The organism is Pontibacter sp. T17 (assembly GCF_057219875.1).
Genome location: NZ_JBXVVW010000002.1, coordinates 592,893 through 617,846 on the forward strand (window position 1 = coordinate 592,893; position 24,954 = coordinate 617,846).

Annotated in this window: 26 protein-coding genes and 1 tRNA gene; 14 read left to right on the plus strand and 13 right to left on the minus strand. The window is 57.5% G+C overall.

Annotated elements, in window-relative coordinates:
- Complete coding sequence (locus tag AC2D8O_RS10505; protein WP_484678773.1) at positions 1-717, minus strand: hypothetical protein; 717 nt, start codon at positions 715-717, stop codon at positions 1-3.
- A 1-nt stretch (position 718) separates the two neighbouring features.
- Entirely contained in the window at positions 719-1,453 is a 735-nt protein-coding gene (locus tag AC2D8O_RS10510; protein WP_484678774.1) for a hypothetical protein, read from the minus strand.
- A 51-nt stretch (positions 1,454-1,504) separates the two neighbouring features.
- Here AC2D8O_RS10510 and AC2D8O_RS10515 point away from each other — a divergent pair, with 51 nt between their 5' ends.
- On the plus strand, positions 1,505-2,119 hold the full coding sequence (locus AC2D8O_RS10515) for a YdeI/OmpD-associated family protein (RefSeq protein ID WP_484678775.1): 615 nt from the start codon (positions 1,505-1,507) through the stop codon (positions 2,117-2,119).
- Positions 2,120-2,187: 68 nt separating this feature from the next.
- Here the strand turns inward: AC2D8O_RS10515 and groL are convergent, their stop codons facing one another.
- Together groL and AC2D8O_RS10525 are read right to left on the minus strand one after the other, a co-directional pair.
- Positions 2,188-3,840 carry a chaperonin GroEL gene (gene groL / locus AC2D8O_RS10520; RefSeq protein WP_484678776.1) on the minus strand — a complete coding sequence of 551 codons (1,653 nt, stop codon included), beginning with the start codon at positions 3,838-3,840 and terminating at the stop codon, positions 2,188-2,190.
- 44 nt (positions 3,841-3,884) lie between these two features.
- Positions 3,885-4,160, minus strand: coding sequence for a co-chaperone GroES (locus tag AC2D8O_RS10525; protein ID WP_484678777.1), 276 nt, complete (start codon positions 4,158-4,160; stop codon positions 3,885-3,887).
- A gap of 186 nt (positions 4,161-4,346) precedes the next feature.
- On the opposite strand from AC2D8O_RS10525, the gene AC2D8O_RS10530 reads away from it, so the two are divergent.
- Positions 4,347-4,829, plus strand: a complete 483-nt coding sequence (locus AC2D8O_RS10530; RefSeq protein WP_484678778.1) for a GbsR/MarR family transcriptional regulator — start codon at positions 4,347-4,349, stop codon at positions 4,827-4,829.
- Positions 4,830-4,844: 15 nt separating this feature from the next.
- Entirely contained in the window at positions 4,845-5,714 is an 870-nt protein-coding gene (locus AC2D8O_RS10535) for an SDR family NAD(P)-dependent oxidoreductase (RefSeq protein ID WP_484678779.1), read from the plus strand.
- Positions 5,715-5,755: 41 nt separating this feature from the next.
- On the opposite strand, the gene AC2D8O_RS10540 is transcribed toward AC2D8O_RS10535, so the two are convergent.
- Both AC2D8O_RS10540 and paaN read right to left on the minus strand, forming a co-directional pair.
- Positions 5,756-6,580, minus strand: coding sequence for an SDR family oxidoreductase (locus AC2D8O_RS10540; RefSeq protein ID WP_484678780.1), 825 nt, complete (start codon positions 6,578-6,580; stop codon positions 5,756-5,758).
- An 89-nt stretch (positions 6,581-6,669) separates the two neighbouring features.
- Entirely contained in the window at positions 6,670-8,370 is a 1,701-nt protein-coding gene (gene paaN, locus AC2D8O_RS10545) for a phenylacetic acid degradation protein PaaN (RefSeq protein WP_484678781.1), read from the minus strand.
- Positions 8,371-8,531: 161 nt separating this feature from the next.
- On the opposite strand from paaN, the gene AC2D8O_RS10550 reads away from it, so the two are divergent.
- The 5 genes from AC2D8O_RS10550 (at position 8,532) to crtD (ending at position 13,006) form a co-directional block, all read left to right on the plus strand.
- Positions 8,532-9,182, plus strand: a complete 651-nt coding sequence (locus AC2D8O_RS10550) for a YceI family protein (protein ID WP_484678782.1) — start codon at positions 8,532-8,534, stop codon at positions 9,180-9,182.
- Positions 9,183-9,329: 147 nt separating this feature from the next.
- Positions 9,330-10,646 (plus strand): adenosylhomocysteinase, encoded by a 1,317-nt coding sequence (ahcY, locus tag AC2D8O_RS10555; protein ID WP_484679313.1) that lies wholly within the window; start codon positions 9,330-9,332, stop codon positions 10,644-10,646.
- A 64-nt stretch (positions 10,647-10,710) separates the two neighbouring features.
- Entirely contained in the window at positions 10,711-11,082 is a 372-nt protein-coding gene (locus AC2D8O_RS10560) for a hypothetical protein (protein WP_484678783.1), read from the plus strand.
- Positions 11,083-11,088: 6 nt separating this feature from the next.
- A complete protein-coding gene (locus tag AC2D8O_RS10565) occupies positions 11,089-11,481 on the plus strand; it encodes a hypothetical protein (RefSeq protein ID WP_484678784.1) in 393 nt (130 codons plus the stop codon).
- A 37-nt stretch (positions 11,482-11,518) separates the two neighbouring features.
- Positions 11,519-13,006 carry a 1-hydroxycarotenoid 3,4-desaturase CrtD gene (gene crtD, locus AC2D8O_RS10570; protein WP_484678785.1) on the plus strand — a complete coding sequence of 496 codons (1,488 nt, stop codon included), beginning with the start codon at positions 11,519-11,521 and terminating at the stop codon, positions 13,004-13,006.
- Here crtD and AC2D8O_RS10575 read toward each other — a convergent pair.
- Positions 13,003-13,806, minus strand: a complete 804-nt coding sequence (locus AC2D8O_RS10575; RefSeq protein WP_484678786.1) for a DUF3298 and DUF4163 domain-containing protein — start codon at positions 13,804-13,806, stop codon at positions 13,003-13,005. The genes crtD and AC2D8O_RS10575 overlap by 4 nt on opposite strands.
- Positions 13,807-13,955: 149 nt before the next feature.
- Between AC2D8O_RS10575 and AC2D8O_RS10580 the strand changes: the two genes are divergently transcribed.
- Positions 13,956-14,462 carry a hypothetical protein gene (locus tag AC2D8O_RS10580; RefSeq protein ID WP_484678787.1) on the plus strand — a complete coding sequence of 169 codons (507 nt, stop codon included), beginning with the start codon at positions 13,956-13,958 and terminating at the stop codon, positions 14,460-14,462.
- Positions 14,463-14,563: 101 nt separating this feature from the next.
- Here AC2D8O_RS10580 and thiC read toward each other — a convergent pair whose 3' ends face one another.
- Positions 14,564-16,393 (minus strand): phosphomethylpyrimidine synthase ThiC, encoded by a 1,830-nt coding sequence (gene thiC, locus AC2D8O_RS10585; RefSeq protein WP_484678788.1) that lies wholly within the window; start codon positions 16,391-16,393, stop codon positions 14,564-14,566.
- A gap of 182 nt (positions 16,394-16,575) precedes the next feature.
- Between thiC and AC2D8O_RS10590 the strand changes: the two genes are divergently transcribed.
- Complete coding sequence (locus AC2D8O_RS10590; RefSeq protein WP_484678789.1) at positions 16,576-17,892, plus strand: ABC1 kinase family protein; 1,317 nt, start codon at positions 16,576-16,578, stop codon at positions 17,890-17,892.
- A gap of 96 nt (positions 17,893-17,988) precedes the next feature.
- Here the strand turns inward: AC2D8O_RS10590 and AC2D8O_RS10595 are convergent, their stop codons facing one another.
- The 3 genes from AC2D8O_RS10595 to era form a co-directional block, all read right to left on the minus strand.
- Entirely contained in the window at positions 17,989-18,594 is a 606-nt protein-coding gene (locus AC2D8O_RS10595) for a DUF4199 family protein (protein ID WP_484678790.1), read from the minus strand.
- 8 nt (positions 18,595-18,602) lie between these two features.
- Positions 18,603-19,445, minus strand: coding sequence for an oxidoreductase (locus AC2D8O_RS10600; protein WP_484678791.1), 843 nt, complete (start codon positions 19,443-19,445; stop codon positions 18,603-18,605).
- A gap of 67 nt (positions 19,446-19,512) precedes the next feature.
- Positions 19,513-20,409 carry a GTPase Era gene (era, locus tag AC2D8O_RS10605; RefSeq protein ID WP_484678792.1) on the minus strand — a complete coding sequence of 299 codons (897 nt, stop codon included), beginning with the start codon at positions 20,407-20,409 and terminating at the stop codon, positions 19,513-19,515.
- Between the two features lie 59 nt (positions 20,410-20,468).
- Between era and AC2D8O_RS10610 the strand changes: the two genes are divergently transcribed.
- From AC2D8O_RS10610 to AC2D8O_RS10625, 4 genes are all read left to right on the plus strand, one after another.
- Positions 20,469-20,540 (plus strand) — tRNA-Met (locus AC2D8O_RS10610).
- A 120-nt stretch (positions 20,541-20,660) separates the two neighbouring features.
- Complete coding sequence (locus AC2D8O_RS10615; RefSeq protein WP_484678793.1) at positions 20,661-21,851, plus strand: tyrosine-type recombinase/integrase; 1,191 nt, start codon at positions 20,661-20,663, stop codon at positions 21,849-21,851.
- A gap of 45 nt (positions 21,852-21,896) precedes the next feature.
- A complete protein-coding gene (locus tag AC2D8O_RS10620) occupies positions 21,897-22,901 on the plus strand; it encodes an HNH endonuclease (protein ID WP_484678794.1) in 1,005 nt (334 codons plus the stop codon).
- Between the two features lie 20 nt (positions 22,902-22,921).
- Positions 22,922-23,461: a Panacea domain-containing protein gene (locus AC2D8O_RS10625; RefSeq protein WP_484678795.1), complete on the plus strand. Its 540-nt coding sequence runs from the start codon at positions 22,922-22,924 to the stop codon at positions 23,459-23,461.
- A 48-nt stretch (positions 23,462-23,509) separates the two neighbouring features.
- On the opposite strand, the gene AC2D8O_RS10630 is transcribed toward AC2D8O_RS10625, so the two are convergent.
- Together AC2D8O_RS10630 and AC2D8O_RS10635 are read right to left on the minus strand one after the other, a co-directional pair.
- Positions 23,510-23,692 carry a hypothetical protein gene (locus AC2D8O_RS10630; RefSeq protein ID WP_484678796.1) on the minus strand — a complete coding sequence of 61 codons (183 nt, stop codon included), beginning with the start codon at positions 23,690-23,692 and terminating at the stop codon, positions 23,510-23,512.
- Positions 23,693-23,736: 44 nt separating this feature from the next.
- The gene (locus AC2D8O_RS10635) at positions 23,737-24,954 is read right to left on the minus strand and encodes a ParB N-terminal domain-containing protein (protein WP_484678797.1); all 1,218 of its coding nucleotides are present in this window, start codon (positions 24,952-24,954) and stop codon (positions 23,737-23,739) included.

The window sequence follows — 24,954 nt, forward strand, 5'->3', positions numbered from 1 at the left end:
CTAGCTTTCTGCCAGATACGCGTCTAAATCTGCCAACACGGCCCGGGTCTCGGTCAGTGCGCTGCGGATAGCCTCCATACAGCTGTTTGCCTGATAGCGGGTAACATATACCAGTGCTGGAAACTCTTTCACACTCGTCAACTGCGGTATGTTCTTCAGTGCCCGCACGCCCGTGCGGGCAGGATCAAAGGTCCCATTGGCCAGCAGAAAGGCGCGTTTACCCGCATTCACTTCCTCGGCATACACACCATACTGCAGCTCCACCACTTTGTAGTGTGCTTCAAACAGGGCAAGCACCCTACGCTGCAAAGGCTTGTTGCGCAGCAGCTTCCATTGGTCGTTGCCAGTGATGGTTTCGTAGAACGGTGTCCGATGCGAGAAATACAGAAACTGATAGAACACCCTGTAGAAGCACTCGCGCTGTTCGGCAGTCAGCGACGCCAGACTGCTGTAGCTCCCTACTTCTCCTGTACAGGCGATAATGTTGGTATACCCCAGACTGTCCGACTCTAGCTCGCCTAGTTTCTCAATCAGGTCCTGCCGCAGGGAAGCCAGCAACTGGCGTTCCTGCTCCGCGTTTTCACGGCTCTTTTTCCATTGCTCAAAAGCAAACGACATTGTTATGCCGATGAAAATCACCAGAATCTCGGTGGCATAGCGGCCCCACGGTATTCGGGTAAACCAGTCGCGAATAGGTGCTCTCTGCTTGGGCGTCATATCAACGGTTGGCGAGATAATGGTCGAGTTCGGTTATGACTTTGCGGGTAGAGGCCAACGCTCTTGCGATTACCCCCCGACAGGCAAACGCATTGGCCCGTGTGCTGAACAGCATGGTCTGCATCTCGGGCGCGCGCAGCACTGCCTGTAGATTTGTCACCGCCCGCATACCACTCACATTGCCAGGGGCCTGCGCATGTGCCAGCGTATAGGGGCGCTTGTGCTGCCGCACTACCTCGCTGAAATTCCCATACTGCCATTCTACCACTTTGTAGTCGCTTTCATACAACCTTAGGATGTCCCGCTTCAGTGAGTCCTGTCGTATCAGTTTCCACTGGTCGTTCCCCGTAATCACTTCATAAGAGGGGGTTGTCTGTTCAAAGAAAAAATCCTGCTCCAACAGTTGAAAGGCACACTGGATTTGGTCATCCGACAGGCGCTGCGCCGCCATAATCTGCGGCAACTGCCGTGTACACTCTATCACCTCTGAGTAGCCCAGACTGTCCGACTCCAGCTCCTCCAGCTTCTCCTGAAGGTCCTGCCGCAGGGCCCCCAGCAGCAGACGCTCCTGCTCGGCATTCTCGCGGCCCTTCTTCCACTGGTCAAAGGCAAACGACACCGTGATGCCAATGAAAATAACCAGAATTTCGGTGGCATAGCGCCCCCAGGGTATGCGCAGGTACCATTTTGTGCGATGCACAGGAGTAGGCACCAAAGGCAGTAGTGGGTCGGACATGGAAAGCAGAAATGGCGGGTTTTCACAAATTACCAAACAATCCACCAGCCCATGCCTTCTTTTAAGGAATCCCTGCCCCATTATGAGCCGGCAAACCGTGCCGAGTTGCGCCAGTGGCTCGCCGATAACCATGAAACCTCAAAAGGTATCTGGCTGGTATTAAGGAAAAAGAAAGCAGAAGGAGAATACATTCCCTACACCGAGGTGGTGGACGAGGTCCTCTGCTTTGGCTGGATTGACAGCGTTACAAACACCATCGACGCCACCCGCTACAAGCTGATGCTAACCCCGCGCAAGAAGGGCAGTGGATGGTCAAAGGTGAACAAGGCCAAATTGGAGCTGCTGCTCCAGCAGGGTCTGATGCATCCTTCTGGCATGTTGGCAATTGAAAAGGCCAAACAGGATGGCTCGTGGGAGAAACTGGACCAGATAGAGGCGCTCTCCGTGCCCGACGAGCTCGCAGCTGCACTTGCCAGCCACCCACCTGCGGCCGAACGCTTTGCCGCCTTCTCGCCCTCCAGCCGCCGCGCCATCCTCGAATGGCTGAGCAATGCCAAAACGCCCACCACCCGCAGCAAACGCCTGAAGGAAATTGCCGAACTGGCTGCATTGGGCATCCGCGCAAACTACCCCGCCGACGCCCACAAGCGTCCACCGAAATCCTGACTCCTTTCTCCCCTAAACGACAACAGCCAGGCTTTCGCCCGGCTGTTGCGCTGTATGGTCTGTAGGAATTACATACCCATGTCCATGCCACCACCCATGCCAGCAGGCATCTTGGGGGCATCTTTCTCAGGCTCGTCGGTGATCACGCACTCGGTGGTGAGCAGCAAGCCAGAGATGGAAGCGGCGTTCTCGAGGGCCGAACGGGTAACCTTCGTCGGGTCGATAACACCAGCACCAATCAGGTTTTCGTAAACCTCAGTGCGGGCATTGTAGCCGAAGTCGCCTTCGCCTTCCTTCACCTTCTGGATGATGACAGCACCTTCCAGACCGGCGTTCGACACGATAGTGCGGATGGGGGCTTCCAGTGCACGGCGGATGATGCTCACGCCAATGCCTACGTCACCCTTCAGCAGGTTGTCGTTAATGCCGCCACGGCCGGGCTCCAGCGCCTTCTGGGCACGCAGCAGAGCCACGCCACCACCAGGAACGATGCCTTCTTCTACCGCAGCGCGGGTTGCGTGCAGGGCGTCTTCAACGCGGGCCTTCTTCTCCTTCATTTCCACTTCGGTGGGGGCACCGATGTAGAGCACGGCAACACCGCCGCTCAGTTTGGCCAGACGCTCGTTCAGCTTCTCTTTATCGTAGTCGCTGGTCGTGGTCTCAATCTGAGCCTTGATTTGGTTTACACGAGCCTTGATGTCGTCAGCTTTGCCAGCGCCACCTACTACCGTGGTGTTGTCCTTGTCAATGCTCACTTTCGAGCAACGGCCCAGGTAATCAATCGTAGCGCTCTCCAGCTTGTAGCCGCGCTCTTCGCTGATTACGGTACCGCCAGTCAGAATGGCGATATCTTCCAGCATGGCCTTGCGGCGGTCGCCAAAGCCTGGCGCCTTTACGGCAGCTACTTTCAGCGAACCACGCAGCTTGTTCACTACCAGCGTAGCCAGGGCTTCGCCGTCTACGTCTTCAGCGATGATGACGAGCGGACGGCTGGTGCGTACTACGGCTTCCAGCACGGGCAGCAGCTCCTTCATCGAGCTGATCTTCTTGTCGTAGATCAGCAGATAGGGCTCGTCCAGCTCGACAGTCATGTTGTCGGGGTTGGTCACGAAGTAGGGGGAGATGTAGCCGCGGTCGAACTGCATACCCTCTACGGTGTCCAGATAGGTCTCGATGCCCTTGGCTTCTTCAACGGTGATTACACCGTCTTTGCCAACCTTGTCCATAGCCTGGGCCAGCAGATCGCCAATCTCGTGGTCGTTGTTGGCAGAGAGGGTGCCTACCTGTGCAATTTCCTTGCTGTTCGAGATGGGCTTGCTCAGCTTCTTCAGCTCAGCTACCACCACTTTCACGGCTTCTTCGATACCGCGCTTCAGCTCCATGGGGTTGGCGCCAGCGGTTACGTTCTTGATGCCTTCGCGGTAGATGGCCTGGGCCAGTACAGTGGCAGTAGTGGTGCCGTCACCGGCGGCGTCGTTGGTCTTGGAAGCAACTTCCTTCACCATTTGGGCGCCCATGTTCTCGATGGCGTCCTTCAGCTCGATTTCCTTGGCTACGGTAACACCGTCCTTGGTTACCAGCGGCGCGCCAAACTTCTTGTCGATAACGACGTTACGGCCGCGGGGGCCCAGCGTTACCTTTACGGCGTTTGCCAGAGCGTCAACACCAGCCTTCAGTTTCTCGCGGGCTTCGATGTCAAACTTGATCAGTTTTGCTGCCATGATATTGTGCAGTTAAAGGGGTGTTAGAGGATTGGAAAGGCGGTTCAGATGATAGCGTAGAGGTCAGACTCCTTCATGATAAGGTAGTCGTTGCCCTCAATCGAAATCTCCGTGCCGGAGTACTTGCCATACAGTACAGTCTGGCCAACCTTCACCGTGGTGGGTTCGTCCTTTTTGCCAGGGCCTACTGCCACTACGGTCCCACGCTGGGGCTTCTCCTTGGCGCTGTCAGGAATAATGATACCCGAAGCGGTCTTTTCTTCGGCAGGTGCGGGCTGAATCACCACGCGGTCTGCCAGAGGTTGAATCGAGAGTGCCATATATGTATAGCGGTTTGATGATAATGTTGACGTGCGCTCCTTAGCGAAACACGTGCCACCCACCCACACATGTACACCCTGTCAGTTCTTCCTGCCACTTGCTCCTCACAGCCCTGCCACTCTGTCCTTTTTTTGTGAATACTTTTTAGTTCGGTAATTTCAGAACCAATCATACATTTGCACCGTATGGCTCCTGAAATACACACCCCTACCCCACTCCAGGAATTCGTCGAGGCCGCAGGTATCAGCCTCGAACGACTTGGAGCACCCAAGATGGCAGGCCGTATTCTTGGCTATCTCCTTGCAGCAGATGCCCAGCACATCTCTTTCGACGACCTCTGCCTGGCGCTCGGTGCCAGCAAAAGCTCCATCTCCACCAGTCTGCGTCTCCTCGCCGACAGCCAGATGGTAAGCCCCTATACCCTGCCCGGAATCCGCAAAACATACTATCGATTCCACTTTCAGGAGTTCTACACCGCCTTTGAGGAGAAGATGAACCACTCGGTAGCATTCCGAAAACTCTTCGAACAGGCTCTCGCGCTCTACGGCACCCGCGACGACGACCGAAGCCGCAACCTCGCCGAGATGGTCGATTTCTATTGCTGGCTCGAAGCTGAACTGCCACGCCTCTTTCTACAGTGGCGCACGCGCAACAACCCTGCATCGTAATCACTCACACCCAATATGAATACGTTTCTCACCCCTACCCTCCTCTCCGGCAAAGTAGCCGTCGTGGCCGGTGCCTCACGCGGTGCAGGCAAAGGCATTGCGCTGGAACTGGCCCGCTGTGGTGCCACTGTCTACGTTACAGGCCGCAGCACCCCAACCACACGCACCGACAATGTGCAGGGTTCGGTCCAGCAGACTGCGGAAGAAATCCGAGCATTTGGAGGCACCGCCATCCCAGTCATCTGCGACCACGGTTCCGAAGCTGCCAACTCCGCCCTATTCCAGCAGGTGTGGCGCGAGGAAGGACGTATTGACATCGCCGTCCTCAACGCCTGGAGCGGCAACGAGGGCTTCGATGGCAAAGCCTACGCCGACGACGGCAGCAGCTACTTCACCCCTGTGTGGGAGCAAAGCACCAGCCACTGGACGCGCATGATTGACGGTGGCGCCAAGCTGCACTATCTGGCAGCACGTGCCGCCATACCCTATCTGCTCCAGCAGGGGCACGGGCTGCTTATCTCCACCACCTTTTACGACCGCAACCGTTTCCTCGGCAGTGTCTTCTACGACCTCGCCAAGTACACCATCAGCCGGCTGGCATTTGGCATGGCGCAACACCTGAAGCCGCACGGCATTCCCTATATCGCGCTGTCGCCGGGCTTCATGCGCACCGAGCGCGTGCTTGACGCCCACCCGCCAGACGAACTGGAGCAGACCGAATCAACCGCTTACATTGGCCGTGCGGTAGTGGCCCTGGCCCAAGCCGACCGTCAGTCACTTATGGCTCGCATCAACGAACCGCAGGTGGTAGGCGAACTGGCCCGCGAGTTTGGCTTCACCGACGTGGATGGCCGCCAGCCCGAGCCCTTCCGTATGCCCGACTGACCCTACCCGCAGCTCTCACCCGCCCTCAGCAAAAGACCCGGTCACACCACCGGGTCTTCTTCTTTTTTGAAGTTCTTCAGCACCAGCTTATCGGCCATGGCGCCCCACAGCTTGTTCAACCACACAGCCAGTTTGCCCTGCCCGGTAAGTATCAGGGTGCGCTTGCGTGCCACTGTCGCATTGTAGACATGCAGTGCGCACTCTTCGGCGGTCATCATGCTGGCTTCCTCGCGGTAGCTGGCGCCCGCGCCTTTCACCTGGCTGTACGACCTGCCATCGGCCATCAGGGCATTTTCCCGGATACGGCTCTGTGTAAAACCCGGACAGGCGGTCAGCACATGTACGCCGCGCTCCAGCAGTTCGGTGCGCAGCACTTCCAGAAAGCCGTTCAGCGCAAACTTGCTGCCACTGTAAGCCGTACGGCCCGGCAGCCCCCGAAACCCGGCAATGCTGCTGATGCCCACCACGCTGCCCTTCGTCTTTTCCAGGTGCTTCACCGCAGGCTGTATGGTATGCAGCGCCCCCCAGAAGTTCACGTCAAACACCCGGCGCAGGGCGTCCATCTGCGCACTGTCAAAGCGTGCCCGCTGCGATATACCCGCATTGGCAATCACTACATCTATCTGTCCATAGGCATTCAGTGCCTCATCCACCATGCGCTGCCCGTCTTCGGGGCGGGTTACATCCATGGGCACCACCAGCGGTCGCTTGCCGGTTTCTTTCTCCAGTGCATCGGCAAGCACGTTCAGGGCGGCTTCATCGCGCGCGCCCAGCACCACACGGCTGCCCTTGCGGGCAAATACCTCGGCCAGGGCCTTACCGATGCCGCTGCTGGCACCAGTGATGAGTACTACTTTGTCCTGCATGGCTGCAAGATACACCCCGGCCTCACTCCCCAAAACAGAAACAGGCACCTCGTGGAGGTGCCTGTCGTGTAGTTGCAGCTGGAAGCAGCTTATTGGGCCACTTTGAAGCCGATATAGGTAAACCGGCGCAGCAGATACTCGGGGTTCGTCAGCGTAGCATTGCCTGAGGGATTGGCGCCCGTCACGTGGAAATCGCTGAATGCAGCGTTCTGGTTGATGAATACACCACCTGTCAGGTTGAAGCCAACCGGCGTGCCGGCATCGGCCATCGCCTCGGCAATCTCTACCATCACCTCCTCGCTGGTCGTGTAGGCTCCGCAGGAAATGGCACCGTGCAGCTTGGCGCTTTCAGCGGCCAGCGCAATAGACTGCTGCGTGCTGTCGGTCGGGATCACATAGAACACACCGCCAAACATCTCTCGCAGGTAGACGTCCTTTTTGTCGGCAGGCACTTCCACAATCACTGGCGTGAAGAGTCGGGCTTCGGGGAATTCGGGGTTCGGCACCGGAACGGCATCCAGCAGCACCTTGCCAATACCAGGCTTGCGGGCGGTGTCTACACGCTCGGCTGTGGCATCGGCCTGTATGGCCCCCAGTACGGCAGGGCCAGCCTTTGGGTTTTCTGCAAGGCCCTTAACGGCAGCTACCAGCGCTTCCATCACCTTATCATAGGCCACCACTTCGCCGCCCACTTTCACCCCACTCTTGGGGATGTAGAAGTTCTGGGGTTTCGTACACATCTGGCCGCTGTACAGCATCATCGACATCGCCAGGTTCTGCACCACAGCGTTCAGGTCGTTGCAGCTGTCCAGAATAATCGAGTTGATACCGCTCTTCTCGGTGAAACACTGCTTGCCGGGCAGGCTCTCCAGCCAGTTACCGAAGCTGGTGCTCCCGGTGTAGTCTATCAGCTTCACGTCGGGATGCTCGGCCAGCGGCTTCGTGATGGGCGCGCTGGTGGTATCGGGGGCCAGCATCAGTACGTCGGGCGAAAAGCCGTGGGCCTTTAGCACCTTCTGAATTTCAGCCACGCCAATGGCCAGCGAGTAAATGCCCAGTGGGTGCGGCTTCACAATCACCGTATTTCCCGTAATAAGGCTGGCGTAAACCCCAGGCAGGGTATTCCACAGCGGGAAGGTGGAGCAGGCCACCGCCAGGCTCACGCCCTTGGGTACCGGACGGTAATATTTCTTCAGCACCAGATTGGTCTTGCCAGCGGGCTTGTCCCAGGTTACTTCGTCGGGGTAACGGGTCAGCTCCTGAATACCCAGGGCAATTACCTCCATGCAGCGGTCAGCCGCGTGGGGGCCACTCGCCTGGAAGGCCATCATGTAGCCTTGGCCAGTGCCGTGCATGGTGGCATAGGCAATCTCGAAGAACTTGGCCTTCATGGCTTCCAGTGCTTCCACCAGAATGCCGGCGCGGGTCTTCACATCGGTCTTCTTCCACTGCTGCCAGGCAGCAGCACTCTTGGCTACGTAATCGGCAGGGCTCTTAAGGGCTGGATAAGTAATGCCCAGCTTCTGCCGAGTGAAGGCCGACACCTCGTCGCTGGTAATCTGCGTGTCGGCACTCTGCAGCAGGCGGCTGAAGGGCTTGCCCAGCTGTGCTTCAAATTCAGCTTTGCCCTCCGCATCTGCCGTCTCGCCATATACTTTGGGCGATGGCATCTCCGGATACTGTGCATAGAACTCGCGGCTGTGGAAAGCCTTCAGCGCTGCTTCAATGGCAGCTTTGTGCTTCTCAAACAAGTCAGCAACCGTAACTACGGGCAGCTTCAATACAGACATATGGGTAAGGATGTGCGGTAATCAATTTTGAAGGCCTCAAGATACAAAAACCCAGTCCCATCCATTAATTGGTAATTTCAACCCACTTCTGCCATTCCGTCAGCCTTCACTTACGGCACGAATCTTGTTTGTTGTTTCACCATCTTTTCCATCTTTCACACATGCGTAATTCTCTCCTTCTCTCCGCGGGCCTCTTCGCCCTCGTAGCCTGCACCAAGGCTCCTGAAGCGCCACAAGCGCAGGTATCTGACGCCCAGGCTGCCCCCGCAGTCGCTGGTACCGAAGTCGCCATCGACACCGCCAAAAGCCAGGTGAAGTGGATCGGCACTAAAGTAACCGGCCGTCATGAAGGTACTTTTGCCGTTACCAATGGCAAATTCATTGTGAACGACAGCGCACTCGTAGGCGGTGAATTCACCCTCTCCGTAGCCAGCCTCAACGTAACTGACCTGCAGGGCGAGTGGAAGCAGAAGCTCACTGGCCACCTCCTCAGCGCCGACTTCCTCGATGCCCAGAACCACCCCGAAGCCAAGTTCGTTATCACTGAGGTAAAGGCACAGCCCGGTGCAAATGGTGCTACACACCTCGTGAAAGGCAACCTGACACTCCGTGGTGTTACCAAGGCGATTGAAATCCCTGCTACCGTTACCCGCAATGGCAACGACATTGCCGTAGCTGCAAACTTCAACCTCAACCGCAAAGACTTCGGCATTGCGTACGAAGGCAAGAAGGATGACCTCATCCGCGACGAGGTGAACCTGAATATCGATGTCAAGACTGCTGCGGCTGCCGCAACACAAGCTGCCCAGTAAGCAGCCTGGCATTCAAAGGTATGGGAGGCCTCAACTGGCCTCCTTTTTTATTTTCAATTAAAAATGAAAATATTAACTTCGCAACGTTGAATCGCCGGAAACGATAACCCTGCCTTTCCGCGTTACTATAGCTCAATCTTTACTATGATGGTTGCTACCCAAACCACTGCCACTACCTACAAGGTTAAAGACATTACGCTGGCCGAATGGGGCCGCAAAGAAATCCGGCTCGCTGAAGCGGAAATGCCTGGCCTGATGGCACTGCGCGAAAAGTACGGCAAGTCCAAGCCCCTCGCTGGCGCCCGTATCGCTGGCTGTCTTCACATGACAATCCAGACCGCCGTCCTCATCGAAACCCTCGTAGAACTTGGCGCCGAAGTGCAGTGGTCGTCCTGCAACATCTTCTCTACCCAGGATCACGCTGCTGCTGCTATCGCTGCCGCTGGCATTCCTGTCTACGCCTGGAAAGGAATGACCGAAGGTGAGTACGACTGGTGTATCGAGCAGACACTCTATTTCGGCCCCGACCGTAAGCCTCTGAATATGATCCTCGACGATGGTGGCGATCTCACCAACATCGTCCTCGATGGCAAAGCCGACATTGTTAAAGAGCTCCGCGGCATCTCTGAAGAAACCACCACTGGCGTTATGCGCCTGTATGAGCGCATGCGCGCTGGCAAACTGCCCGTGCCCGCCATCAACGTGAACGACAGCGTTACCAAGTCGAAATTCGACAACAAATATGGCTGCCGCGAATCGTGTGTCGACGCCATCCGCCGTGCCACCGACGTTATGGTAGCCGGCAAGGTTGCCGTTGTTGCTGGTTATGGCGACGTAGGAAAAGGCTCGGCTGCCAGCCTGTCTGCCTCCGGCGCCCGTGTCATCGTAACGGAAATTGACCCCATCTGCGCCCTCCAGGCCGCAATGGACGGCTACGAGGTGAAGCCCATGGATAAGGCTATCCCCGAAGCTGACATCATCGTTACTGCCACTGGCAACCGCGATATCATCATTGGCCGCCACTTCAAACTCATGAAGGACAAGGCCATTGTGGGCAACATCGGCCACTTCGACAACGAAATCGACGTAGCCTGGCTCAAAGCCAACTATGGCCACACCCACATCAACATCAAGCCGCAGGTAGACCTCTACAATGTAGATGGCAAGGAAATCATCCTGCTGTCAGAAGGCCGCCTGATGAACCTTGGCAACGCAATGGGCCACCCCTCATTCGTAATGTCAAACTCGTTCACCAACCAGACCCTCGCGCAGATGGAACTCTGGAACAACCATACGAGCTACAAAAACGAAGTCTACACCCTGCCCAAACACCTCGACGAGGAGGTAGCCCGTCTGCACCTCGCCAAGATTGGTGTTGAACTGGAGGTCCTCACCGAAGACCAGGCCAACTACATTGGCGTACCCGTTCAGGGCCCCTTCAAAGGCGATGCCTATCGTTATTGAGAATCTTTAAGGTTAATATCTTCGCAAGCCCGGCTAATGGCCGGGTTTTTGCGTTTATTGTAACATGATTCCGTCCATTGTCAGAGAAAACCTACTGATTGGAACAGCCTTTCTGCTGTTGCCCGTTCTGGGATGGAGTCTGGGCTATGCGCTCGTGTTCCGCTTTGCCGAAACCACGGCCCACTTCTCCTGGTATCACCTCCTGGCGCCCCTAACTGCACAACTCACCTACGCTCTCCTCTGTCGCATCAGCGAGCGCAACGGCTGGAACATGTTCCTCGAGCCTTTCATCGTCTCATTTGCGGCGATCTTCTGTTCGGGTGTAACCTATAGCCTCCCTGGCGGAGAGGGCCTCCTCCCTGGCTTGGCAACCTGTGCTGCACTGGGACTGTCATATTGGCTGTTTGTTGCCAAAGACAGCACTTCAATCAAATAAGCTGACATGGAGGACCTGCTGGGAACTCTAATACTGCTTGCAGCCTATTTCGGTATCCCCTGCGTAGGCTGGCTGGCGGGCTTCGGCATCATGCATACCGCTGCAGACCTTCCCGTAGTACTGGCCTACCTCAATGACCGGCCGCGCCTGCACCTGTTGCATTTTCTTGTCCCATTGGCCGGCCAGTTCCTGTATGCAGGCCTGTATTTTCTTCAGGATCGCCAGAACTGGAATCTTTTCTCCCAGCCTTTTGCCGCAGCGTTCATTGCCCTGGCAGCCGCAATCGTCTTCTATGGGATTCCTGAAGGCAAAGGCCGTTGGCTGGCGCCTGCCGTCATGGCCTTGGGCATTCTGCTCTTTTATTTCCTGATGCCCAAAGGAAACATGCGCCTGTTCTGAGGGGCACCTTTTCGCTGCCGCACTGCGTTTAACTCTCATGTCTGCACCAGCCTCTGCCATTGTCGTGGGAGCAGGAGTGGCCGGCCTGGCCGCCGCCTGTCGTCTGGCACACAAAGGGTACGCCACCACCCTGCTCGAAGCCAACAGCTATCCGGGCGGCAAGCTCTCAGAGTTTGTACTGGAAGCGCCTGGCGGCACCTACCGCTTCGACGCCGGCCCCTCGCTCTTCACCCTGCCCCAATACCTAGAGCGCCTCTTCGCAGACTGTGGCCAGTCGCTCGGCGACTACCTCCAGCTCCACCGGCTGGACCCCATGTTCCACTATTTCTGGCCCGACGACACCCGCCTTGATGTCGCCGCCAGTCCCGAAGCCTTTGCCCAGGAGTGCAACCGTCTCTTTGATGTGCCCGCCGCCGATGTCCTGCACCACCTGCACCGCGCCCGCGAGATTCATGAAATCACGCACCACGTATTTCTCGACCGTTCGCTGCACCGGCTTGCCACCTACCTCCGCTGGCCCACCCTGCTCAGCATCCTCCGCCTGCCGCGTATAGACGGCACCCGTTCGCTGCACAGCGCCAATGCCGCCCGCCTGCGCCACCCAAAAATCGTCCAACTGTTCGATCGCTATGCCACCTACAACGGCAGCGACCCCTACCGGGCCCCGGCCACACTTTCCCTGATCCCGCATGTCGAATTTGGCTTTGGTGCATGGTTCCCACATGGTGGCATGCACGCCATTACGCTGGCATTGGTGCGCCTGGCCGAAAAATTGGGAGTCAACATCCAGTTCAATACCCCCGTTTCTCGCATTCTGCACCGGAATGGCAAAACGACGGGGGTCGAAACCCCTTTCGGTCCACTCTTCGCACAGGTTGTCGTCAGCAACATGGACGTCACGCCTACCTACCGCCGCCTCCTGCCTGACCTCCCTGCTCCCGAGCGCCTGCTGGCGCAGGAGAAATCCACCTCCGGACTTATTTTCTATTGGGGAATCCGCAAGGCTTTCCCGCAGCTGGGGCTCCACAACGTCTTCTTCTCCAGCAACTACCAGCGCGAGTTCGACGACATGTTCCTCCGGCGCACCGTACCCGCCGAGCCCACCATCTACCTCAATATCTCCAGCAAAATGGCACCAGCCGACGCCCCAGAGGGCTGCGAAAACTGGTTCGTCATGATCAACACCCCGCCTGACACCGGTCAGGACTGGCCTGCACTTATTGCAACCGCCCGCCAGACCATTCTGCAACAGCTGTCCGCTCGTCTCGGCACCGACATCGCGCCTCTAATCGAATGTGAAAGCCTGCTAGAACCGCGCCTGATTCAGCAGCGCACCAGCAGCCTCGGCGGCTCACTCTATGGCAACGCCAGCAACTCGCGCTTCGCGGCCTTCCTGCGCCACTCCAACCACTCCGGCCGTCTAAAGGGCCTTTACTTTGCTGGCGGAAGTGTGCATCCCGGCGGCGGTATTCCTCTCTGCCTCCAAAGCGCTGCTATTGCCGTAAACGGCATTCCCAAGCCTTAGCGTTTGCCCATAGGCAGGTACTCTGGCTTCAGGATGCCCTTCAGCACATCGTATGACAGCGTGAATTCGGTAGGCCCCATGGCATAGGAACCTGCATCGTAGGCATTGTAGCGCACCAACAGGCCCTGTTCCGTCAGCGCTACTTTCTCCGACACAAAGAAGCCGTTCTCTTCAAAAAAGATGAACCCCTGCTCCACCAGCGAGCTGTCGGCAGGAATCTCACGTTCGTCACGAAATGCAGCCTCTGCTACCCGTGCCAGCACCTGTTCCTGCCCCGGCTTCACCAGTTCCTTCAGCGTCAGCTGACGGCCAGTCGTCCGCCAGAAACTTGCCAGTTGCACGGTCGTATTAGGGTGCGCCCCACCAGCATAGGAGTCGTCGTGGAAGTACAGCGAAATCAGCGAGTCGGTTACCCACAATACCTTGGCGTCGCGCTCTATGTACCAGTGCCCCATCAGCTCCGCATTGGCCTTGACCGCGCTGGTATATTCCGCCCGCATGAATTCGAAGACCTCCCGAACCGTCTGGGCCTTCACTTCGTCGTCATACACATGAAATAACCGCTCCTTCAGCCAATGGTTGGCGACTGCCAGCCCTGCCTGCGTGGTATCCAACTGGGGGTAAGCCATCTGCACCCGTACGGCACACCCCTCGCTGTCGCAGGGTGGCAGTTCGTACCTGTCCTTGATGGGTGCCCCTGAATAGAGCGGAAACGTAGCAGGGGGCTGATCAGCAGCCTTTTGCGCACAGCTTTCCAGCAACAACACGGCACTCAGCAGCAACAGCAAATAATGATACATGGCAAAAATTCAGGCTGCGAAGATGAACAGATTCCAGCACCCAAATGCGGTAAAATCCACCACTTAAGAAACATTGTGTAAAGGAATGTGAAGCCGTAAAAGAAAAGCTGCCATCTTGAGGTCAACTAACAGCTAATCCTTAAACAGCTATGCTTCGTGCCACCCTCCTCGGCCGGATTCTCGCACTGGCCTTCCTCGTACTCCCCGCTGTAGCTTTCGCACAGATGGGCGACGACAACATAGACCAGCGTGTTGTCCGCTTCATGACTGAAAAAGGCTACAAGTACACCAACCTCTCGAACGGCGACTTCAAGTGCACGTTCAACGTAGAGGGCGGCCGTACCCAGCTCGTATTCGTCCGCTCGGTTACCTACAAGTACTCCGGCCTCGAAATCCGCGAGGTTTACTGCCCTATCTACAATGACACCAAGCGCCCCTCGCAGGAAATCATGCAGCAACTGCTCACCGACAACAGCCGCCGCAAGATTGGTGCATGGGAAATCAACTACAGCGAGTCCAGCGGCAAATACATGATCTGCTTCTCTGTAAAGATCTCAGCCAACGCCGATGCCGCTACCCTCAATGCCATGATCGACCTCGCCTCGGAAGTAGCCGACGAAATCGAGAAAGACATCTACGGCACCGACGACTACTGAGAATCCACCTCGAGAGCCCGTCTGTAAACGACCGATCCTCTCTATTACAACCGAAAAAGGCCCCGATATCGGGGCCTTTTTCATTATATACCTTTATCTGATTACTGCTTGACGTATACCTCGCCACCAGCTTTCAGAAACTCTTCCGATTTCTCACGCATGCCCTGCTCGGCCTCCTGGCTGGCGGCATAGTCGCGAATCTGCTGCGTAATCTCCATCGAGCAGAATTTCGGGCCACACATCGAACAGAAGTGCGCCACTTTGGCGTTCTCGCTGGGCAGCGTCTCGTCGTGGAATTCACGGGCCGTATCAGGGTCCAGCGCCAGGTTGAACTGGTCTTCCCAGCGGAATTCAAACCGCGCCTTCGACAGGGCATCGTCGCGCAGTTGTGCACCAGGATGCCCCTTCGCCAGGTCGGCGGCGTGGGCGGCGATCTTATAGGTAATCACGCCGTCCTTTACATCCTTCTTGTTCGGCAGGCCCAGGTGCTCCTTTGGCGTCACATAGCACAGCATGGCGGTGCCAAACCAGCCGATCATGGCAGCGCCAATGGCCGAGGTAATGTGGTCGTAACCCGGCGCAATGTCCGTTGTCAACGGCCCCAGGGTATAGAAAGGCGCTTCGCCACAGTGCTTCAGCTGCTTTTCCATGTTCTCCTGAATCATGTGCATCGGCACGTGGCCCGGGCCCTCAATCATCACCTGCACGTCGTGCTTCCAGGCTATCTGCGTCAGTTCGCCCAGCGTTTCCAGCTCGCCGAACTGTGCAGCGTCGTTGGCATCGGCTATCGAGCCCGGCCGCAGACCATCGCCCAGCGAAAAGGCCACGTCGTACGCCTTCATGATTTCGCAGATCTCCTCAAAGTGCGTATACAGGAAGTTTTCCTGGTGGTGGGCCAGACACCACTTGGCCATGATGCTGCCACCCCGGCTCACGATGCCGGTCACGCGCTTGGCCGTCCACGGAATGTAGCGCAGGCGCACTCCGGCGTGGATGGTGAAGTAGTCTACGCCCTGCTCGGCCTGCTCAATCAGCGTATCGCGGAAGAGCTCCCAGGTCAGGTCTTCGGCCTTGCCGCCCACTTTCTCCAGCGCCTGATAGATGGGCACCGTACCGATGGGCACCGGGCTGTTGCGCAGAATCCATTCGCGTGTCTCGTGGATGTTCTTGCCAGTAGACAGGTCCATGATGGTGTCGGCGCCCCAACGGCAGGCCCACACCGCCTTCTCCACTTCTTCAGCAATACTTGACGACACGGCCGAGTTGCCGATGTTGGCGTTGATCTTCACCAGAAAGTTGCGGCCAATGATCATCGGCTCGCTCTCCGGGTGGTTGATGTTGGCCGGAATGATGGCGCGGCCGCTCGCTACTTCTTCCCGGATGAACTCGGGCGTGATTTCAAACTTGGGGGTACGGGCGCCCCAGCTGTGGCCGGGGTGCTGTTTGGCCGCCTGTTCGCGGGCAGCCTGCAAACGCTGGTTTTCACGAATGGCGATGTACTCCATCTCCGGCGTGATGATGCCTTTGCGGGCATAGTGCATCTGCGTCACGTTCTGGCCAGCCTTCGCACGCAGCGGAAAGTCACGGCGCGAAAGATTCGGGAATCGGATGACATCCAGCTCGGTCTCGGCCAGACGCTCGCGGGCATAGGCGCTGCTGGGGGCGTTCAGGCGCTCAACGTCGCCACGCCCTTCTATCCAGCCCTGCCGCACTGGCGAAATCCCCTGCGTGATATCAATCTGTACAGAAGGGTCAGTGTAGGGCCCCGACGTGTCGTATACCGTAATCGGCGGGTTGTCCTTCAGGCTGATTTCCCGCATCGCTACCTGTACGTCCGGGAAGCGCTCGGAAGGGACATACACCTTGCGCGAGGCCGGGAACGGATCGCGCGTAATGGCAGACATATCGGGAAGTGCTACAGGCTTGGCCATGCAGGTAAGTTCTTTAGGTTAAGGTTAGAACAGGACAACAAAGGTAGAACGGAAATAGCGCCGAAATACCGTTCTTTTTCGGCCTTCAACCGTCGTTTTTGCTGCCTCAATCCGGCACTGTTGTGCCCATTCTGGCGTTATTCAGACATCGCCCCGACAACTGCCATACTCACGCTCACACCATGTCTGAAAACTCTCCCCAGGAAAAGCTCCCTACCAGCAAAATCGAACGCGCCAGCAAGTTTCTGAAGACTGGTGCCAAGATGGGCGGCAACTACCTGAAGTATTACGGCCAGAAGGCCCTGCTCCAAAACCCCAGCCGCGAAAGCCTGGACCAGGCCAACGCCGAAGACCTCCTCGAAGGCATGACCGAGCTGCGGGGCACTGCCCTCAAGGTGGCCCAGATGATGAGTATGGACCAGGTGAACCTCTCGCCCACCTTCACCAACGTGCTGGCAAAGGCCCAGTATCAGGTGCCGCCCATGTCGGCGCCACTGGCCATGCAGGTGTTCAGCAAGTCGCTGGGTCAGTCGCCCGAACAGCTGTTCGACCGCTTCGAGCCCCAGGCCGTGAAGGCCGCCTCGATGGGCCAGGTGCACATGGCGTGGAAAGACGGGCAGCAGCTGGCCGTCAAAATCCAGTATCCGGGCGTGGCCGACAGCATTCAGAGCGACCTCCGCATCGTCAAGGCCGTGGTGCCCCGCTTTGTCAACACCACCACCGCCGAAATCGAGCCCTACTTTGAGGAGGTGGAAGCCCGGCTGCTCGAAGAAGCCGATTACGCCCACGAGCTCCGCGTGTCCATGGAATTTGCCCAGCTCTGCGGCCATATTCCCGGCGTGGTCTTCCCCCAGTATCTGCCGCAGTATTCCTCCGACCGTGTCCTCACCATGACCTGGCTCGAGGGCATGCACCTCAAGGACTTCCTTGCCGCCGTGCCCACCGACATTGTGCAGAAAGCCGCCCAGAACCTTTGGGACCTTTATGCCTTTCAGGTGCACGAGATGAAGCGCGTACAGGCCGACCCCCATCCCGGCAACTTCCTCTTCCGCCCCGATGGCACCGTCGGCGTGCTCGACTTCGGCTGCACCAAGCAGATGTCCGATGCCCTGTACCGCGATTACTTCTGCCTCGCTGACCCCACCATTCTATCGGACAGCAACCGCCTGCTCGCCGCGCTCCGCAAGCTCGATATTATTCGCCCCGACGACTCGCCTGCCAAAATCGAGCAGGTGGCCAGCATCTTCTCACGGCTCGTGGGCCTGCTCACCGCACCCCTGCGCGAAGGCCGCTTCTACTTCAACAACCCAGACTACTTCAAGGCCATCAGCGACCTCGGCTTCGAGATCAAAGACCTCAAAGAAGTGCGCGGCAGCAAGGAGTTTCTCTTCGTCAACCGCACCTTCTTCGGCCTCTTCACCCTCATGCAGGCAATGGACGCCACCGTCGACACCCGCACCCACTACCTCGACTGGCTCTTCCGCCCCACCACCGCCTGAGCGCCCACTCAGCGCCTACCGCTTTTCTTTTGTGTGTTGCAATGAAAAACGGAGCAGTTGACCGCTGCTCCGTTTTCTGTTTCTGGGTATCCCAGGTCAGGCGCTGGGCGTTTCTTCCTCTTTTGTGGTTGCCGCCGGAGCCACTTCCACCGCCGCTGACGTCCGAAACAGAAAACCCAACAGCAGCCCGAACAGCGACACTGCCAGCAGTGTACTGCTCACTGTTTTCATGGCAATGGTGCCAACGTCGTTGGGTGTATTCTTGATGACGTCGCGCATCTGCCGGAACCCTTCGTCGGTCTTCTTCCAGTTTTCCTCCGTCAGGTTGGGGTTTCCCTTCTGCTTCTGCCATTCAGAAAGCTGGAATTCGGCCTGCTCCAGTGCATACGTCGGATGGGCGTACTTGTTGAACCACACCTCGTGCGGCACAGCAGTCAGCCCGGCAATGAAGCCTGCAATTAGCGTATGAATCAACGCCGCGTACATCGACATCGGCCGCACCTGCTTGCGCACCGCCAGTATCAGGCCCAGCACCAGCGCGCCAGTACCCAGCTGCGTCAGCCCCCAGATCACTACGTTGGCTACATTATCCTGCCCGGCGTACACCTGATAGTTCACCTGGAACATCAGCGTGCGCAAAATGCCAATCAGCACGCCCCATACCAGGACGGCCTTCCACACAATTCGGTTGGGATTGTTCATCGTTGGTCTCAGAGCGATTCGGTTCCGTGGGGCAGATAGCGCATGAAGTTGGGGTCGGCCACACGCTCCAGCTCGGTCTGCCACGCCTTGATGGCTTCGTCACCAAAGAGCAGGTGCACCGGCGGCTTGTCGTGCTGGCTGGCCGAGAGCAGCACGCGGGCTATCTGCCGTGGGTTGCCGGGCTGTTTGCCCGTCACCGAGTTCAGGTAGGTGTCGGTGCGTTTGTTCACGTCCAGATACGCGCTGTCGGTGGCATGCACTCCTTCGCCCCGCACAATCGAGCGGCCCGCCCAGTCGGTACGGTACGGCCCCGGCTCCACCACGCTCACCCGTATGCCCAGGTGCTTCACTTCCTGCGCCAGGCTCTCGCTGAAGCCCACTACCGCAAACTTGCTGGCGCTGTAAATGGGCAGCCCCGCCATGCCACGCAGGCCCGCAATGCTTGCCACGTTGAAGATGTAGCCATACTGCTGCGCCCGCATCAGTGGCAGCACAGCTCTCGTCATCGCTACCAGACCAAAGAAGTTGGTCTCCATCTGGTCGCGCACCAGTGCCATCGACGTTTCCTCCACCGTGCCTTCCAGGCCATAGCCAGCGTTGTTCATCAGCACGTCTATACGCCCAAAGGCGTTCTTGGCGGCCTCTACGGCGGTGGTTATCTGCACATCGTCGCGCACGTCCAGCCGCTGTATCAGCAGTTGCCCGGGCTGGGCAAGCGGCTTCAGGTCGTCCAGTTGCTCGGGCTTACGCGCTGTAGCCACCAGCTTGTGGCCTGCTTGCAGCACTTCTTCGGCCAGCACACGGCCTATGCCCGTGCTGCAGCCAGTGACAAACCATACCTGTTGCTTCATAGCACAAACCTACACCATTCGCCCGCAAAGTGTTCCGCTGTGACGCCAGGTACAGGGTCAGCCTGCACTATTCGTAGCCAAACTGCCGCAGGCGCCCTTCGGTGTTCTTCCAGTTCTCAGCCACCCGCACATACAGGTTCAGGAATACCCGCCGGTCCAGAAACACCTCGATGTCGCGCCGCGCCTGTGTCCCGATCTTCTTCAGTGCCACCGCACCCTTGCCTATCAGTATGCCCTTCTGGCTCTGCCGCTCCACATGTATCTCGGCATCTATATAGGTAACGTTCTCGCGCTCTTCAAACAGCAGGATGGTCACCTCCGTCGAATACGGGATTTCCTCCGAGTAGTTGAGGAAGATTTTCTCGCGAATGATTTCTGCCACGAAGAAGCGTTCGGGGCGGTCGGTCAGCTGGTCTTTGTCGAAATAGGGCGGGCCTTCGGGCAGCAGCGCCACAATCTCCTGTATCAGCGCCTCGGTGTTGAATTTGTGCAGCGCCGACACCGGCACGGCCGCTTTTACCGTCGGCACGGCCTCGCGCCACAGGTCGCGCGTCGCCACGATGCGGTCAGGGTCCGAGAGGTCGCTCTTGTTCACGGCCAGCACCACCGGTGCCTGATACTTGCGCAGGCGCTCCACTAGTTCAGCGTCACCGCTGTCAGTGGGTTTGTCGCCGGGGTTCACCACCAGTACAATCACCTCGGCATCCGACATCGCACTTTCCACGGCGCCCATCATTTTTTCCTGGAGTTTATAGCGTGGCGCAATCACGCCCGGCGTGTCCTGAAACACCAGTTGGTAGTGCGGCTCGTTCAGAATACCGAGAATCCGATGGCGGGTGGTCTGGGCTTTGTGTGTGACGATACTCAGCTTCTGGCCCAGTAACGCATTGAGCAGCGTAGACTTACCCGCGTTGGGCTTGCCCACGAGCGACACAAAGCCGGAGGTATGGGGTGTATTTTCCAAGAAAAGTGCAGTTCAGGCTTGCAAGTTGCAAAAAAGGCCGTATCTTTGTGTCCTCAAATCGCGGGATGGAGCAGTGGTAGCTCGTCGGGCTCATAACCCGAAGGTCGTAGGTTCGAGTCCTACTCCCGCAACTACCGGAGGAAAAACCCCTCCACGTTGACATTAAGGGCATTTAGCTAGGTCGTCTCAAAATTCTCACAACGGCGCACCGGATTGATTGAGTCGGAAACCAATCGTTCCAGCCGGAGAAAATGTTACGATACAAGCCTGCCAAGCTCTACGACTGCGGCGGTGATTTAAGCCGCCGCTGGTTCGTTCAGTATTATGTCGAACACCCCCTTACCGGAAAGGATATACCCTTCCGGGTTGAAAAGGGAATCAACCACACACAAAGCGCAAAAGAACGCCGTAGAATCGGCAACGGTATCGCTGCGCACCTGAATCAGCTGCTCGCTGACGGCGCACTGAATCCGTTTGCCGAGCTGGCACCGCCTGCCCCCAAGCAGACGCTGCTCACTGCCCTCCAGGAGCGCGTGGACGCCTACAAGCGCCCACCCTTCCGGGAGAAGACCTGGCGCAGCTACCAGAACTTCCTCAACCGTCTGGAGGACTTTCTGAAAGAGCGCCAGCTGCACGACATCGGCCAGACGGACTTCACCGCCGGGCTCGCCCGCCAGTTCTCCGACTGGCTCCAGCAGTCGCGCACAGGCCGTTCCATCAACAACGTGGTGGCCGGGCTGCGCACGCTCTTCACCCAGCATTACGACCGGCTGGACGAGCCGCCGGGCAACCCCTTCGCCAAAATCGGCAAGCTGCCCGAGGACCTCAAGATCCGCCGCCCCTTCACGCCCGAGCACCAGCAGGCCCTGCGCAACTGGATGCGCCTGCACGACCCCGCCCTACTCCTCTACATCACGCTGGAGCACGACTGCTTCATCCGCCCCATAGAGCTCCGCAGCCTCATGATCGAGGACATCCTCCTGGAGCGCCGCATGATCCGCATCAAGGCCAGCGTGGCCAAGAGCCGCCGGGAAGAGTTCGTAGCCATTCCGCCTAAAGCCTACGAGCTGCTGAGCGCCGCGCGCCTGAGCACCTATCCGCCCACGTGGTACCTGTTTGGCGGTGTAGGCACGGGCATGCCGTCCATCCGCAATGGCCGCCCTGCCCCCTCTGCTGCGCTGGAACCGGGCAAGGGCAAGATGGGCATCAACGTGGCCAATTACCGCCACAGCGTGGCCCTCAAAGCCACCGGCTTGAAACAGGAGGGCTACAGCCTCTACAGCTGGAAAGACACCGGCGCCAGCAACGCCGACCAAGCGGGCATCTCACTCACGGCCCTGCAGAAGCAGATGCGCCACACCGACCCCAAGATCACCATGCGCTACCTCAACCGCCAGCGCCAGATCATTGCCGAGGAGTTCTTGACTTTTGAGGTGGGATAAGCCAGATAAGCAGACAATCTGTATTTTTCAGACAAATACAGACGCATGCTACCTACTCTAGCCTCTAACCAGAAAGTCTATGTTGAAATTTCTCATGTGAACCATGGGGGTCCAGGATGGGATCTAGGCCAAAGAATATGGAGCCCAACTGTTGCAAAAGACGGCAGAGCAGTATGGAAAATAATGGAAAGTGTTAATCCTGGCGATATTATACTTCATCTAATCACATTAGGTGATGATCAAAAATATTTTACAGGGTTCTCGTTCGCCAATACCAATTTAAAAAGAGACCTTATTGGACCTCCCGATAAAAGAGAATGGGCATATGCTAGAGTATTTCAATATATTGATCTTGTTGATTATACAAAATTTATCGAACCTATAAAAGCTTCGGATTTCTTTACTTCAAACTTAAATGAATTAGTCATAATACTAAATAGCCCGAATAGAGAACAAGAGTTCTACATACAATACTCGTCCCGCGAATTACGTGTTAAGCAGTCCTATCTATCAGCGTGTAGCAAAAAAGTATATTCATTGCTTTACAATTATTCAAATAGCAGTACTGGCGAACAGCATCCTAAACTCAAAGACAAACAGGAAGAAGAGGTGTTGATTGTAGATAATCAACTATCTCCTGACAGATCAGCGGTTATTGTTAACAGAATTATTCGCGATACAAAGCTAAGTACGGAGGTTAAAAACAAAATGAATCATTCCTGCCAAATATGCAGGAAAACAATTATAAAATACGACGGAACTAAATACTCGGAAGCGCATCACATAAAACCACTCGGGAGCCCCCATAATGGACCAGATATTGAACAGAATCTACTTGTTCTATGTCCTAACCATCATGCTGAATTTGACTTTGGGTCCATCGCCATAGATATATCAAACTATACTATCGTACATATTGATAGCGATAACCCACTTAATGGCAGAAAGCCTCAGTCACTCGAACCGAATTTTTTCCAGAAAGAGTATTTACGCTATCATTACGAGAACATATTCAAGAAAATGGCACAAGAAGAGCCGCGTGACGAATAGCCCCTATCTTCGCTCCAACCATGTTGGACGACGAACTGAAGCTACCGCCCGGGGACGAGCAGGAGCGCCTCGGCAATCTGGTGGTGTACACCGCCGAGCAGCCCGGCCAGGACTATTCCTTCCTGCTGTCCACTATGACGCTGCTCTACCTGGTGGACGTCGAGAGTATGGCCCGCACGGGTGCCCGCATCTCACCGCTGAAGTACCACGCCTGGCCGCAGGGGCCGGTCGCGCCACGCCTGCACCTGTTCACGCATCACTGGCCCTACAGTCACTATCTCTACAACTTCGTGATGTTCTGGAGGCCTGAGTTCTATCCGGGCCATCAATCCCACCTCCTCATATCCAAGGTGCCCTTCGACACCGATCCCTTCACGCCCGGAGAGCTCCGCATACTGGAGGAGGTCGTCGCGCGGTATCGCCATACGCCGCTGCTTTCCTTGCAGGCAATCGCCCGGCGCGCCGGTGGCCACTGGAGCCGCACGGTGGAACGGCACGGCCTCTTCGGCCAGTTCCGCCGGGGCGTCACTGCCACCAGGGTTCCCATCGAGTTTCAGTAACGGGTGCGCGGCCCAAACAGCGCCGCTCATTTCGTTAGGCGGTAAACCTCACTGCCAAGACTGAAGTAGGCCGTCCATAAAGCCCTGCTTCATATCAGCCCAATTCTTCACCAGCAGAATCACCGCAACGAACACAAGAATTGTGCGAGGCGTGAGCCGGAAGCGTTGTTTGCTTTCTGCTTGCCCTTCCTGCATAGGCACATCGGGGCGTGAATCGGGAGAGGCTTTCATAATATCTTTGGTCAAGTTACATTGCCATCCGTAAAGTCCAAAATCTAACGCCCAAACAGCGCCGCCTGACTCTTCAGCGCCGTGGCAATGCCCCGCTGGAGGCGTTCGCGCTCTTCGCGCAGCTCCAGTATTTCCCGGCTCAGCTGGTCTTTCTCGGCCTTCGTGCGGGCGCCCCGGAGGCGGTCGCCCAGTTGTTGCAGTTCGCGGTCTATCTCGTAGATCCTGCGTTGGCTCGGCCCGGTGTCGGCCCGGCTTTCGGTTTCGGTGGTCTGCACGTTCAGGGCCAGGGGGCGGTCGCGGTCAAAGAGCAGGTTGTCCACCTTCTTCTGCACCAGGGCAAAGAAGTCGTCCTTGGTCAGCTGCAGGGTGCGGGGCGTGGTCAGCAGATACTGGAATATCTCGTCCTCGTGGGCGTTGGTCAGCCGGTCGGGATAGCGGCGGCGCAGCTCCCCTACCCAGGTGGCCTTTGTCTCGAGATACGGAAACTGCTTCTGCACGTCGGCGGGCTGGCGCATCAGGTCCAGAAACTTGCCGCGCGGGTTCAGGTGGCTCAGCAGCTCCAGCTTCTCCAGCCGGTTGCCGAACACCTGGCGCAGCCCCTTCTTTTCCATGGGTGGCACCGCCCGGCCCGGATCGCCGTCGCGCAGCAGGGCATAGGTGCGCACGTCTTCGGCCAGCGTCTCCGCCGTGGCCAGCCGATTGGCGTAGCCCTTTGAGAAAGCCACCGCCTCGGCCTCTGTGCCCTCAAACACCTTGGCCGGAATCGTGGGCCTGCGCAGGCGCCTCATCGCCTCCAGACGCGAGTGGCCAGAGAGCACGTAATACTGCCCGGTTTCCGGCTCCTGCCACACGGTAATGGGGTCCAGTCTGCGCGGATCAAAGTCGGCCAGAATGCGCTGCACACTTTCTTCGGAGAAGTGGGCCTCCCTGCCCTGGAAGCGCTCCGGGTCGGCCTGAATCTCAGCCACCGGCAACCAGCTGGCAAAACACTCCGGCGCGGGCGGGCAGTGCTGCGCCCGGGGCCGGGGAGCTGGAGCCGGGCGCGCCCCGGGCGTGGTCAGCGCCGAGCCACTGGCCTGCATCCGGGCCACCAGCTGCTGCAACCTCCGGCGGTTGGCCGCTGTGTCGTCAGCAAAGAAAAACCGCCCTCGGCGGTCCCATACGAATCCCCGCTCAGATAGCTGGAGGATGTCCTCCCGGCTTGGCTGGGAGGCAGGAAAGAAACGCACCTCCCGCAGGGGTGCGTGCTGCTCGATGCGCAT